At 77.3% G+C, this 12,637-nt stretch carries 12 protein-coding genes; 3 read left to right on the top strand and 9 right to left on the bottom strand.

Going from position 1 to position 12,637, the window contains the following annotated elements; genetic code table 11:
• Positions 1-81 precede the first annotated feature (81 nt).
• Together ABRQ22_RS19020 and ABRQ22_RS19015 are read left to right on the top strand one after the other, a co-directional pair.
• A complete protein-coding gene (locus ABRQ22_RS19020; RefSeq protein ID WP_353707820.1) occupies positions 82-1,371 on the top strand; it encodes an SAM-dependent methyltransferase in 1,290 nt (429 codons plus the stop codon).
• Positions 1,368-2,525 carry a glutamate--cysteine ligase gene (locus ABRQ22_RS19015; protein WP_353707819.1) on the top strand — a complete coding sequence of 386 codons (1,158 nt, stop codon included), beginning with the start codon at positions 1,368-1,370 and terminating at the stop codon, positions 2,523-2,525. The genes ABRQ22_RS19020 and ABRQ22_RS19015 overlap by 4 nt, the downstream gene beginning before the upstream one ends.
• A gap of 17 nt (positions 2,526-2,542) precedes the next feature.
• On the opposite strand, the gene ABRQ22_RS19010 is transcribed toward ABRQ22_RS19015, so the two are convergent.
• Positions 2,543-3,661 (bottom strand): hypothetical protein, encoded by a 1,119-nt coding sequence (locus ABRQ22_RS19010; protein ID WP_353707818.1) that lies wholly within the window; start codon positions 3,659-3,661, stop codon positions 2,543-2,545.
• The gene (gene tsaD / locus ABRQ22_RS19005) at positions 3,658-4,707 is read right to left on the bottom strand and encodes a tRNA (adenosine(37)-N6)-threonylcarbamoyltransferase complex transferase subunit TsaD (protein ID WP_253050836.1); all 1,050 of its coding nucleotides are present in this window, start codon (positions 4,705-4,707) and stop codon (positions 3,658-3,660) included. The genes ABRQ22_RS19010 and tsaD overlap by 4 nt, the downstream gene beginning before the upstream one ends.
• Before the next feature lie 129 nt (positions 4,708-4,836).
• On the opposite strand from tsaD, the gene ABRQ22_RS19000 reads away from it, so the two are divergent.
• Positions 4,837-5,484 (top strand): malonic semialdehyde reductase, encoded by a 648-nt coding sequence (locus ABRQ22_RS19000; protein WP_253050835.1) that lies wholly within the window; start codon positions 4,837-4,839, stop codon positions 5,482-5,484.
• 74 nt (positions 5,485-5,558) lie between these two features.
• Here the strand turns inward: ABRQ22_RS19000 and ABRQ22_RS18995 are convergent, their stop codons facing one another.
• From ABRQ22_RS18995 to ABRQ22_RS18965, 7 genes are all read right to left on the bottom strand, one after another.
• A complete protein-coding gene (locus tag ABRQ22_RS18995; RefSeq protein ID WP_353709583.1) occupies positions 5,559-6,380 on the bottom strand; it encodes a sulfurtransferase in 822 nt (273 codons plus the stop codon).
• Between the two features lie 92 nt (positions 6,381-6,472).
• The gene (gene rimI / locus ABRQ22_RS18990; RefSeq protein WP_353707817.1) at positions 6,473-7,024 is read right to left on the bottom strand and encodes a ribosomal protein S18-alanine N-acetyltransferase; all 552 of its coding nucleotides are present in this window, start codon (positions 7,022-7,024) and stop codon (positions 6,473-6,475) included.
• The gene (gene tsaB / locus ABRQ22_RS18985; RefSeq protein ID WP_353707816.1) at positions 7,021-7,752 is read right to left on the bottom strand and encodes a tRNA (adenosine(37)-N6)-threonylcarbamoyltransferase complex dimerization subunit type 1 TsaB; all 732 of its coding nucleotides are present in this window, start codon (positions 7,750-7,752) and stop codon (positions 7,021-7,023) included. The genes rimI and tsaB overlap by 4 nt, the downstream gene beginning before the upstream one ends.
• 46 nt (positions 7,753-7,798) lie before the next feature.
• Positions 7,799-8,398 carry a tRNA (adenosine(37)-N6)-threonylcarbamoyltransferase complex ATPase subunit type 1 TsaE gene (tsaE, locus tag ABRQ22_RS18980; RefSeq protein WP_353707815.1) on the bottom strand — a complete coding sequence of 200 codons (600 nt, stop codon included), beginning with the start codon at positions 8,396-8,398 and terminating at the stop codon, positions 7,799-7,801.
• Positions 8,395-9,639, bottom strand: coding sequence for an alanine racemase (alr, locus tag ABRQ22_RS18975; protein WP_353709582.1), 1,245 nt, complete (start codon positions 9,637-9,639; stop codon positions 8,395-8,397). Before alr ends, tsaE begins: the two co-directional genes overlap by 4 nt.
• A gap of 205 nt (positions 9,640-9,844) precedes the next feature.
• Positions 9,845-10,759, bottom strand: a complete 915-nt coding sequence (locus ABRQ22_RS18970; RefSeq protein ID WP_353707814.1) for a pseudouridine synthase — start codon at positions 10,757-10,759, stop codon at positions 9,845-9,847.
• A 92-nt stretch (positions 10,760-10,851) separates the two neighbouring features.
• Positions 10,852-12,585, bottom strand: a complete 1,734-nt coding sequence (locus ABRQ22_RS18965) for an NAD(P)H-hydrate dehydratase (protein WP_353707813.1) — start codon at positions 12,583-12,585, stop codon at positions 10,852-10,854.
• Between the last annotated feature and the right edge of the window lie 52 nt (positions 12,586-12,637).

Below are 12,637 nucleotides of genomic sequence, written 5' to 3'. Positions count from 1 at the left end.
GGCGAGTGCCAACGTCCGCCCCTCGGACGATCGCGGCCCCGGCTGCGCGTGGTCCCCGTCCCCCGTGGAAGGATCGACGCCATGGACGCCGCCACGCTGACCAAGCTGCTCAGCCCCGAGGGCTGGGCGCTGCTCGGCGCGCTCCCCCCGTACGACGAGCAGCAGGCGCTCGTGCTCGCGGCGGGGCTGCGCGCGAAGGGCGTCGACCCGGACCTGGCCGCCGCGGCGCTCACGCAGTCGCGGCTGCGCGCGGCCGCCCGCGGCAAGCTCGGCGCGTTCGCCGACGGCATGCTGTTCACGCAGGCGGGGCTGGAGCAGGCGAGCCGGCTCGTCGTCGCGGGCCTGCACGCGCGGCGGTACCAGGACGCGGGGATCCGGCGCGTCGCCGACCTCACGAGCGGGATCGGCGTCGATGCCCTCGCGTTCGCCGCGGCGGAGCTCGAGGTGCTCGCGACCGACGTCGACGAGCTCACCGCGGCGATCGCGACCGTGAACCTGCGCCACTTCCCCGAGGCCGAGGTGCGCCACGGCGACGGGCTCGCGCTCGACCTCGAGGGCGAGCGGATCGAGGGCGTGTACGCCGACCCCGCCCGACGGACACGGGGCGGCAGGCGCGTGTTCGACCCGAAGGCCTACGCCCCGCCGCTCGACGCGGTGTGGGCGCTGCGCGAGCGCGTCCCCGCCGTGGGCATCAAGGTCGGCCCCGGGATCCCGCACGACGGCCTGCCCGCGGACGCCGAGACCGAGTGGGTCTCGGTCGACGGCGACGTCGTGGAGGCCGGCCTCTGGTTCGGGCCGCTCGCGCCCGAGGGGCCGGGCCGCTCCGCGCTCGTCCTCACCCCGTGGACCGGGCCGGACGGGACCGAGCGCACCACGACGCGCCGGGTCGCCCACCGCCCGGGCGACGAGGACGTGGTGCCCGAGGTGGGCGCCGTCGGGCAGTACCTCTACGAGCCCGACGGCGCCGTCATCCGCGCGGGTCTCGTCGCCCACGCGGCACGCGGGCTGGGCGGGCGGCTGCTCGACCGGACGATCGCGTACGTGACGACCGACTCCCCCGCGCCGCTCGACGCGACCGGCCTCGCCGACGGGCTCGCGCGCGGCTACCGCGTGCTCGACACGATGCCGTTCGGGCTCAAGCGCCTGCGCTCCTACCTGCGCGAGCGGGGCGTGGGGCGCCTGACGATCAAGAAGCGGGGCACCGCCGTCACGCCCGAGCAGCTCCGCCGCCAGCTCGCGCTCACCGGCGACGCGGCCGCGACGATCGTCCTGACGCGCGTCGGCGGGTCCCAGCAGGTGCTCGTCGTGGAGCCTCTCGCCGCTCCCCCGGCCGGCGCCGTGCGGGGCGCCACCCCGGACGGCACGCGGTGAGCGCCCTCCCGCGCCGCACCGCGATCCCCTTCGCGCGGTCGGAGCGCTCGACCGTCGGGCTGGAGTGGGAGCTCGCGCTGGTCGACGCGGACTCGGGCGACCTGCGCCAGGTCGCGCAGACGGTCCTCGACGCCGTGCGCCCGGTGGACGGGGGCGCGCACCCGTCCATCAAGCAGGAGCTGCTGCTCAACACGGTCGAGGTCGTGAGCGGCGTGTGCCGCACCGTCGGGGAGGCCGGCCGGGACCTCGAGCGCTCGATCGACGAGCTGCGGGCCGTGACCGACCCGCTGCGCGTGGAGCTCATGAGCGCGGGCACGCACCCGTTCGCGCGCTGGGCGCAGCAGAAGGTCACCGACAAGCAGCGCTACAACACCCTCATCGACCGCACGCAGTGGTGGGGACGGCAGATGCTCATCTACGGCGTGCACGTGCACGTCGGCATCGAGGACCGCGCCAAGGTGCTGCCGGTCCAGCGCGCGATGCTCACGACGTTCGCGCACCTCCAGTCGCTCTCGGCCAGCTCGCCCTTCTGGGGCGGCAAGGACACCGGGTACGCGTCGAACCGCGCGCTCATGTTCCAGCAGCTCCCCACGGCGGGGCTCCCGTTCCAGTTCGCGACCTGGGAGGAGCTCGAGGGCTACGTCGCGGACATGCTGCACACCGGCGTCATCGACGCGTTCGACGAGATCCGCTGGGACCTGCGCCCCGCCCCGCAGTTCGGCACGCTCGAGACGCGCATCTGCGACGGCGTCACGAACATCTCCGAGCTGCTCGCGCTCGCCGCGCTCACGCACTGCCTCGTCGAGCACTTCTCGACGATGCTCGACGAGGGCCGCGAGCTCCCGAGCATCCCGCCGTGGTTCGCGCAGGAGAACAAGTGGCGCTCCGCGCGCTACGGCATGGACGCGATCATCATCCTCGACCGCGAGGGCAACGAGGAGCTCGTGACCGACGCCGTCGGGCGCCTGCTCGTCGAGCTCGAGCCCGTCGCCGCGCGCCTCGGCTGCCTGGACGAGCTCGACGGCGTGCGCACGATCGTGCGCCGCGGGGCCTCCTACCAGCGCCAGCGCGCCGTGGCGCGCCGCAACGGGGGCGAGCTGGACGCCGTCGTGCGCTCGCTCGTCGCGGAGATGCGGGCGGGCCGCCCGCTCTGACGGTCCGCCCGGGACGGTCAGTAGTCGCGCAGGACCACGCCGAGGTCGGCGGCCCTGTCGGCGAGCCACGCCGGCGACCAGTCCTCGGTGTCGCACGGCGACGACGTCCGGTCGGCCGCCGCCTCCGAGTACCCGCCCCACGACAGCACGCGGCACGTCGCGTCGGTCTCGAGCGCGTGCGTCCACTCCTCGTCCTCGGCGAAGCCGGAGTCGACGGCGGACTGCATCAGGTCGAACTCGTGCCACCACTGGAGCATGTGCGACAGCTCGTGCGCGAGGAGCACCTGCTTGGTCGCCGGGTCGGAGTCCTCGCCCCACCACACGAACAGCACCGTCGGGTGGGAGGGCTGGAAGCAGCCCGCCGAGCCCGTCGCGTACGCGTCGTGCTCGGCGACGTGCGCCATGCCGCAGTTCAGCGTCGGGTCGTCGGTGAACACGACCTGCACGCCCTCGTTGGCGGGGTTGAGGGCGAGCAGCCACGCCGTGGGGTCGGGGTGCTCGGGCAGGAACGGCGTCGTCTGCGTCGCGCCCGGCACGGGGTCGGGCAACGGCTCGGCGTACTCGCCCGCCTTCCAGGCAGCCTCCACGCCGGTGGCCGACGCGGCCACGTCCGGGCTCGGGTCCTCCCAGACCGTGGGGGGCGGCACCGCGCCCTCCTGCTCGGTGGGCAGGACCGCGCCGTCGTCCCGCGCCCCGCCGAGGGAGCTGACGAGGTACGCGACGACGGACACTGCGAGCACGAGGACGAACGTCACGACCCGCGCGGCACGGCCCCGACGGCGGCGCGGCACCTCCCACGAGATGGTGGACGCCCCGTACGCGGGGACGGTCGCCGCCGGCGCCCCGGAGGCCGGCTGGACCGCGGGGGCGCCGGAGAGCGCGGCGGCGGAGGCGTGACCGTACGGCGGAGCGGTCGTCGCACCCGCCGTCCCGGAGGGCGGCGCGCCGACGGGCACGGCGGCGGACCCGTACGCGGGCACGGCCGCGAGGAGCGCCCGGTGCTGCGCCGCCCAGTACGCGGCGGTGTGCTCGGCCCGGGCGCGCTCGGGCCCGGGGGGCGCCGACGCGGCCGCGTGCGCCCACGCGTGGGCGCGCCGCAGCGCCTCGTCGGGCGTGAGACCGGGCTCCGGGGTCACACGTGAGTCACGGTCAGCGGCATCGACGAGTCGACGCCGATGTCGAGGCTCGACGGCGCCACGCCCGCCCGCACGACGGCGGACCCCAGCGCGGCGATCATCGCCCCGTTGTCGGTGCAGTAGCGGATCGGCGGGATGCGCAGCTCGATCCCGGCCTCCGCGCAGCGCTTCGCGGCCATGTCGCGCAGCTGCGAGTTCGCGCTGAACCCGCCGCCGACGACGAGCGTCGACACCCCGTGCCGCTCGCACGCCGCGATGGTCTTGGCGGTGAGCACGTCGGCGACGGACTCCGCGAAGGAGGCCGCGACGTCGTGCACGGGGATCTCCTCCCCCGCGTCCTGGCGCGCCTCGACCCACCGCGCGACGGCCGTCTTGAGGCCGGAGAACGAGAAGTCGTCCGCGTGCTTCTCCTGGTCCTTGCGCGCCGTGAGGCCGCGCGGGAAGCGGATCGCCGTCGGGTCGCCCTCGCGCGCGAGGCGGTCGATGTGCGGCCCGCCCGGGTACGGGAGGCCGAGCAGGCGCCCGACCTTGTCGAACGCCTCGCCGGCCGCGTCGTCGAGCGTCGAGCCGAGCTCGGTGACGGACGTCGCGACGTCGTCGACCAGGAGGAGCGAGCTGTGCCCGCCGGACACGACGAGCGCCATGACGCGCTCCGGGAAGGCGCCGTGCACGAGCTCGTCCACGGCGGCGTGGCCGATGACGTGGTTGACGCCGTAGAGCGGCTTGCCGAGCGCGAGCGCGAGCGCCTTGGCGGCCGACGCGCCGATCGTCAGGGGCCCGACCAGCCCCGGCCCGGCCGTGACCGCGATCGCGTCGACCTCGGACAGGTCGACGTCCGCCGTGCCGAGCGTGCGCTCGATCGTCGGGATCATCGCCTCGAGGTGGGCGCGCGACGCGACCTCGGGGATGATGCCGCCGTAGCGCGCGTGCTCGTCCATCGAGCTCGCCACCGTGTCGACGAGCAGCTCGCGACCCCGGACCAGCGCGACGCCGGTCTCGTCGCAGGACGTCTCGATGCCGAGCACCAGGGGCTCGCCGGCGCTCACGGACGGCTCACTGACAGTGTGGAAGGCATGGCGTCCAGGGTAGTCGCGTGCGGGGCCGACCCGCGCCGTGTCGCCCACGTCACACCGTCTGTCGGGAAGATGATTCAACGCTCAACCGTTGGTCCGGTCATGAGCACCGACACCCTCATCGAGTCCCCTGCCGCGCCGAACGAGCTCGCCGACCAGCTCGCGATCGACGCGCAGGCCGCGGACCGCCTGTTCCGCGACGCGCACACGACCCACGCCTTCTCGGACGAGCCCGTCACCGACGCGCAGATCCAGGCGGCCTGGGACCTCGTCCGCTGGGCACCCACCGCGATGAACACGCTCCCGCTGCGCCTGCTCGTCGTGCGCACGCCCGAGGCGAAGCAGCGCCTCGGCGCGCACATGGCGGACTTCAACCGCGACAAGACGCTCGCCGCGCCCGTGACCGTCATCGCCGCCGCCGACCCGTCGTTCCACCAGCACCTCGGCACGCTCGCGCCGTTCCGCGAGGGCATGACCGAGCAGCTCGACCCGCAGACCGAGCTGCGCGAGGGCATGGCCCGCACCAACGCGCTCATCCAGATCGGCTACCTCATCGTCGGGCTGCGCGCCGCCGGCCTGTCCGTCGGGCCGATGACCGGCTTCGACGCCGCGGGGATCGACGCCGAGTTCTTCGGCGAGTCCGGCTGGCGCACGCTCGTCGCGATCAACGTGGGCTACCCCGCCGAGGAGGGCGCGCACTTCCCGCGCCAGGCCCGGCTCGACTTCCACCAGGTCGCCGAGATCCTCTGAGACCGTCCCACCCGCACGCACGAGGCGGCACCCCTCCACGGGGTGCCGCCTCGCGCGCGTCCGGGCCGCCCGCGTCAGGGCGCGGCGGGCCGCGCGGGGTCGTTCGACCACTGCGACCACGAGCCCGCGTACAGCGCCGCGTCGACGCCGAGGGTCGCGAGCGCGGCGACCTCGTGCGCCGCGGTCACGCCGGAGCCGCAGTACACGCCCACGGTGGGCCGCGCCGCGCCCGGTTCCCGTCCCGGGTCCACGACCCCCAGGGCCGCGAACCGCGCGCGCAGCGCGACGGGGTCCAGGAACGTCCCGTCCGCGGCGAGGTTGTCGGTCGTCGGCGCGCTCACCGCGCCGGGGACGTGTCCCGCGCGCGGGTCGACCGGCTCCACCTCGCCGCGGTAGCGCTCGCCCGCGCGCGCGTCGAGCAGGACGCCCGACGTCGCGAGGCCGGCCGCGCCGTCGGCGTCGAGCACGGGCATCCCGCCCGGCGTGACGACGACGTCCCCCGGCTCGGGCCGCACCTCGCCCGCGTCGAGCGCGTGCCCGGCGGCCCGCCACGCCGCGAGCCCGCCGTCGAGGATGCGGACGTCCTCGTGCCCGGCCCAGCGCAGCAGCCACCAGGCGCGCGCGGCGGACGTGCCGCCCACGGCGTCGTAGACGACGACCGGCCGGTCCGCGCGCACGCCCCAGCGCCGCGCCGCGGCCTGGAGGTCGGCGGGGTCGGGCAGCGGGTGCCGGCCCGCCGCGGCCGAGGGCGGCGCGGCGAGCTCGGTCTCGAGGTCGACGTAGACCGCGCCCGGGACGTGCCCTGCGCGGTGCTGCTCGCGCCCGTCGGTGACGCCGAGCGCCCACCGCACGTCGAGCACGACGGGCGGGCGTCCGCCCGCGAGCGCCGCCGCCAGGGCGGCCGCGGTGACGAGGACGCGGTCGCGGCGCGCGGCGTCGGACCCGCGGTCGTCCGTGCCGAGGCCCGGGCCGCGCGGCGCGGACGCGGTCACGCGACGGCGCCCGTCTCGGACGCCGTCCCGTAGTCCGGCGCGTCCGGCCCGTCGGGAGTCGTGGTCGCGCCGAGCTCGAGCCGCATCGTGTAGGCGTCGACGTCCTCGGGCTGGTAGTAGCGCTTGCGGATGCCGAGCTGCTCGAACCCGTACTTCGCGTAGAGCGCGAGCGCCGGGTCGTTGTCGACCCGCACCTCGAGCAGCACCGCGCTCGCGCCCAGGTCGCGCGAGCGGGCGATCAGCGCCTCCAGGAGCGTCGAGCCGACGCCCTGGTGCTGGAACGCGGGGTCGACGCCGAGGGTCATGACCTGCGTGACGTCGCCGTCGAACCACAGGCCCGCGTACCCGACCACGGGCTGCGGGCCGGCGGCGTAGAGCCGCACGGGCTCGGCGGCGACGTACCAGCGTCCGAGGCCCGCGAGCTCGTCGGCGAGCATCCCGTACGTCCAGGCGCCGCGCCCGAACAGCTCGCGCTCGAGCTCGACGACGCGGTCGAGGTCGGCCGCCCGGAGCGGGCGCAGGCGGATCTCGTAGCGGCGCGCGCTCATCGGGTCGCCTCGGGCGCCGGGGCGGGCACGGTGTCGCTCACGCGCTTGCGTGCGGCGGCCTCGTGGACGTCCGGGCGGCGCAGGTACAGCGGCTCCGTCGGCTGTCCGGCCCCCGCGGCCCGGCGCGCGATCGCGAGCCGGGCGAGCACGGCGGCGTCGGGGACCTGCGGCGCGTCCTCGGCGGCGTCGAGCGCGTCCGGGTAGAGCTCGCCGCCCTCCCCCACGACGACGGCGCCCGCGGCGTGCTCGGCGACCGCGGCCGCCGGCCCGACGTCGGGCCCGGCGACGGTCTCCAGGACCGGCACGGCGTGCGGGCCCTCGTGCGCGACGACGCGGTACCGCGCCCAGTACACCTCGCGGCGGCGCGCGTCGGTCGCGACGAGCAGCTCGTCGTCGGGCTCGAGGCCGAGGTCGCTCACCGCCTGGGCGGCGATCGCGTCGAGGCTCGGGACGCCGAGCACGGGGATGCCGAGCGCGAAGCCCAGCGCCCGGGCGGTGACGAGCCCGACCCGCAGGCCCGTGAACGGCGCGGGGCCCGTGCCGACGGCGACGGCCGTGAGGTCGCGGCGGTCGACCCCGGCCTCGGCGAGCGCCTCCTCGACGAGCGGGGCGAGCGCCTCGGCGTGCCGGCGGCGCTCCGGGGCGTCGCGGCGGGCGAGACGGGCGCCGTCGTCGGAGACGACGGCGACGGTGACGGAGGCGGAGGTGTCGAGCGCGAGAACAGCCACGGCCCCAGCCTACGGCCGAGACCGCGACGTCCTCCTCGCGAGCGGGCTAGCGGGACAGTGCCGCGACGTCGAGGTCCGCCCAGCGCGGACCGACGCCGCGCACCGTCACCCGGCGCGCGCCCGCCTCGGGCGCGTCCTCGTCGTCGGACGTGCCGCCGGTCGCGTCGCCGCGCGGGCGCTCGAGCACGATCTCGAGCCGGTCGCCCGCGAGCGCCTCGACGAGCCCGCTGCCCCACTCGACGACGGTCACCGACTCCTCCAGGCTCGAGTCGAGGTCGAGCGCGTCGACCTCGTCGAGCGAGCCGAGGCGGTACGCGTCCACGTGCACGAGCGCCGGGCCGCCCACGAGCGACGGGTGCTCGCGCGCGACGATGAACGTCGGCGACGCGACCTGCCCGCGCACGCCGAGCCCGGCGCCGATGCCCTGCGTGAGCGTCGTCTTCCCCGCACCGAGGTCGCCGGTGAGGATCACGAGGTCGCCCGCGCGGAGCACGCCGGCGAGGGCGCGGCCGAACGCGCGCGTCGCCTCGGCGTCGGGCAGGACGACGACGTCGCGCGCCGCCTGCGACGACGTGCCCGTCGCGGTCTCCGCCGCCGCGTCCGCGGGAGGCGCGGCGGGCGTCGAGGGGGTCGGGTCGTCGCTCATGCGCGGACCGTCCTTTCCGTGGTCTCGTCCTGGCTGGGGTCGTCGGCCAGCAGCGCCCGCGCGCCGTCGTCGAGCACGTCGGTCCCCACGTGCTCGCGCGGCACGCGCGCGCCGAGGCGCGTCGTGATCTCGTAGCTGATGGTCCCGGCGGCCCGCGCCCAGTCCTCGGCGGTGGGGACGCCGTCGTGCTCGACGCCGTCGCCCGCGCCGAACAGCGTGACGACGTCGCCCGCGCGCTCGGTCGCGGCAGGGCCGAGGTCGAGCACGAGCTGGTCCATGCACACGCGCCCCGCGACGCGCACGACGCGCCCGCCGTCCGCCCCGGGGCGTGCGCCGACGAGCACCGGGCCACCCGGCGCGGCCGTGGGGCCGCCACCCGACGCGTGCCGCGGGATCCCGTCGCCGTAGCCGAGCGGGACGACCCCGAGCGTCGTGTCCCGCGGGGTCGTGTAGTGGTGCGAGTAGGAGACGCCGTGGCCGCCCGGCACGCGCTTGACCGTCGCGAGACGCGCCTCGAGCGTCATCGCGGGCCGGAGCCCGTACCGCGACGGCGGGCCGAGCTGCGGCACCGGCGTCATCCCCCACACCGCGAGCCCCGGACGGACCAGGTCGTAGTGGGTGCGCGGCGCGGTGAGCGTCGCGGCGGAGTTCGCGAGGTGGCGCAGCTCGGGCGCGACGCCCGCGCGCTCCGCGAGCCGGACGGCCTCGTCGAGCACGTCGGCCTGTGCCACGACGCTCGGGTGCCCGGGCTCGTCCGCGAACGCGAGGTGGGACCACAGCCCGACGACGTGGACCGCGCCCTCGGCCTGGGCGCGCGCGACGGCGGCGAGCACGTCGGGCAGGTCCGCGGGCATGATCCCGTTGCGGCCGAGGCCCGTGTCGACCGCGAGGTGCACGCGCGCGGTCCGGCCGGCGGCACGGGCGGCGGCGACCACCTCGTCGACGGCCCAGCGCGCGGCGAGCGACACGTCGACGTCCGCCTCCACGAGCGCGCGCAGCGGCGCGCCCGGCGGGTAGAGCCACGTGAGGACGCGCGCGCGGTCCACCCCGATCCCCGCCGCACGCAGCGCGAGCGCCTCGCTCGGCTGCGCGGTCCCGAGCCACGTCGCACCGCCCGCGAGCGCCCCGAGCGCGCTCGCCACCAGGCCGTGCCCGTAGGCGTCGGCCTTCACGACGGCCATCACCTGGGCCGACGGCGCGTGCCCGGCGAGGGCGCGGACGTTGTCGCGGACCGCGGCCAGGTCGACGACGGCACGCGCGGGGTAGCCGGGTGCTGCCGGGGTTGGGGCGGGTGCGGCCGGGGTTCCGGCGGGTGCGCCGGTCGGGGTCGTGCGCTGGGTGTCGCTCACGGTGGACGATTCTCTCACCGTCGCCGCCCGGGGAGCGGGCGCCGGGTCGCGGTCCTCGGGTCGCGTCACCGGGACGCCGCCGATCCGGCCGCCACCCTCACCAGGCGCCGAGCGTCCGGTCCGTCTCGAAGCGCCGCGGCTGCCCGGTCAGCGGGTCGGCGAAGGCGAGCGAGCGCGAGACGAGCTGGAGCGGGCGCGCGTAGTCGTCCGGCGCGACGTCGTACGGCTCGGGGTAGAAGTTGTCGTGCACGATCGGCACCCCGAGCCGGGCCATGTGCAGCCGGAGCTGGTGCGTCTTGCCGCTGTGGGGCTCGAGCCGGTAGCGCGCGAGGCCGCGGGCCGGGTCGGTCTCGATCACGTCGACGCGGCTCTCGGCGTTGGGCTCGCCGTCCACCTCCTCCGCGCGCATGACGCCGCGGTGCTTGACGATGCGGCTGCGCACGGTCGCGGGCAGGGCCAGCGCCGGGTCCCAGGGCGCGACCGCCTCGTAGGTCTTGCGCACCTCGCGCCGCGCGAAGAGCTCCTGGTACGCGCCGCGCACCTGCGGTCGCAGCGTGAGCAGCAGGACGCCCGCGGTGACGCGGTCGAGCCGGTGCGCGGGGCTGAGGTCGGGCAGGTCGAGGTCGCGGCGCAACCGCACGAGCACCGACCGCGCCACGTACGCACCGCGCGGGATCGTCGCGAGGAAGTGCGGCTTGTCGACGACCAGCAGGTCCCGGTCGCGGTGCAGCACGCGGACCTCGAACGGCACCTCGGGCTCGACCGGCGGGTCGCGGTAGAGGAACACGAAGCCGCGCGGCTCGTACGGGGTGGTCGCGTCGACCGGCCGTCCGCGCCCGTCGACGACCTCGCCCGCCGCGACCTTCTCGGCCAGGCGTGCGGCGTCGTCCGGGAACCGGTGGCGCACGTAGTCGAGCGTGCGCGTGTACCGCGCGACGCTCTCGGCGTCGTGCGGCAGCACGAGGCGCGTGGGGTTGAGGCCGTCGCGCACGGGGAGGGGGACCACGCCCACCACGGTACCGGCGGGCCGCGCCCGGACCTGTCGGCCGCCCACGGGCCTCGGACCCGTGGTGACCGGCCGGTGCCAGGAGAGCGCCGCGCCGCTCAGCGTGCGGCGAGCAGCCCCGCGACGACGGCGGGCACCGCGTCGGCGACGTCGAGCGCCGCGACCGGGCCGCCCGGGTTCGCCCGCTCCGCCGCGAGACCGTGCACGACGGCGGCCGCGGCCGCGAGCTCCGCGGCCAGCCCCGGCTCCCGGAGGATCCGTGGGGCGTGCGCCGCGAGCACGGTGCCGAGGATCCCGGCGAGCACGTCCCCCGCGCCGGCGGTCGCGAGCCACGCGGGCGCGTCCGCCTGGGACCACGCGCCCTCCGGCCCGACGACGACGGTCGCCGACCCCTTGAGCAGCACCGTCGCACCGGTGGCCGTGTGCGCGCGCCGTGCCCACCGCAGCGGCTCGGCCTCGACGTCGGCGCGCGTCACGTCGTCACCGCGCGACCGCAGCAGCGTCGCGAGCTCCCCCGCGTGCGGGGTGAGCACGACCGACGGCGGGCAGCGGTCGGGCAGCAGGGACAGCGCCCCGGCGTCGACGACCACGGGCACCCGCTCCCCCTCGTCCTCGGCGGCGAGCTCACCGGTCGCGGCCGCGAGCGCGTCCCGGACCCGCTCGTGCTGGCCGCCGTCGTCCACGGGGTCGCCACCCGGCCCGGGCGCGGGCGGCACGCCGGGCCCGAGCACCCAGGACTGCACGCGCCCCGCTGCGGGCACCACCTCGGGTCGGGCGGCGAGCACCGCGCGCGTGACGTCGTCGGGCCCGCGGAAGCGGACCATCCCCGGGCCGGTGCGGACCGCGGCGCTCGCGACGAGCACCGCGGCGCCCGGGAAGGTCGGCGTGCCCGCGACGACGCCGACGACGCCGCGCGTGTACTTGTGGTCGGTCGCGCCGGGCACGGACCAGAGGGCGGCGACGTCCGCGGGCTCGAGCCGGCGGACGACCGGCGCCGCGGTGCCGCCGTCCGGAGCGGGCGCGCCGAGGCGCAGCCCGATGTCGACGACCGCGCCGTGGCCGGCGAGGTGCGTCGCCGGGGGGAGCAGGAGGCCGGGCTTCGCCGCGCCGAACGTCACCGTGCGGTCCGCGCGCAGGACCGGCCCGCGCACCGTGCCGTCGTCCACGCCGACCCCGCTCGGCGCGTCCACCGCGACGACCCAGGGCCGCCCCCGGGGCCCGACGCGACGCCCGCCACCCTCGTCGGACGCACCGTCGCCGCCGAGCGCGTCGTCGGCGGGCGCTCCGCCGTCGAGCAGCGCGGCGAGACGCCGCACGAGGTCCGCCGCGACGCCGCGCAACGGCCCCCGGGCGCCGATGCCGACGAGGCCGTCCAGCACGACGTCGGCCCGCCGGACCTGCGCGGCGACCCGGTCGGCGACGTGCGGGTCCAGGTGGTCGTGCGGCCGGCCCGCGCGCGTCGGGTCGTCGGGGCTGCCGACGAGCACCTCGACGGACCCGCCCGCGTCCCGGAGCGCCGCGAGCCCGCCCGCGTGCGCATGCTCGCCGGTGAGGACCGCGAGCACCTCGACGCCCCGGCGCGCGAGGTACGCACCCGCGTGGAGGGTGTCCCCGCCGTTGTTGCCCGACCCCACGAGCAGGACCGCCCGGGCGCCGGTGACGCGCCCGTCCCGACGGCCGCCGTCCGGCAGGGCGACCGACCGCCGTCGTGCGACGTCGCGCGCGACGATCGTCGCGAGCGCGAACGAGGCGCGCTCCATGAGCGGGACGCCCGCGGCGAGCAGCGGCTCCTCGGCGGCGCGCACGTCGGCGGCGGACCAGGCTTCGATCATGACCTCATCCTGCCCACCGTCCGCCCTCGTCGCCTGCGCGGCGGCGCCGGCG

It is taken from the genome of Cellulosimicrobium sp. ES-005 (genome assembly GCF_040448685.1).
GTDB lineage: Bacteria > Actinomycetota > Actinomycetes > Actinomycetales > Cellulomonadaceae > Cellulosimicrobium > Cellulosimicrobium cellulans_G.
Note: the sequence above shows the minus strand (reverse complement) of the source record. Positions and strands in the feature narration are given on the sequence as shown.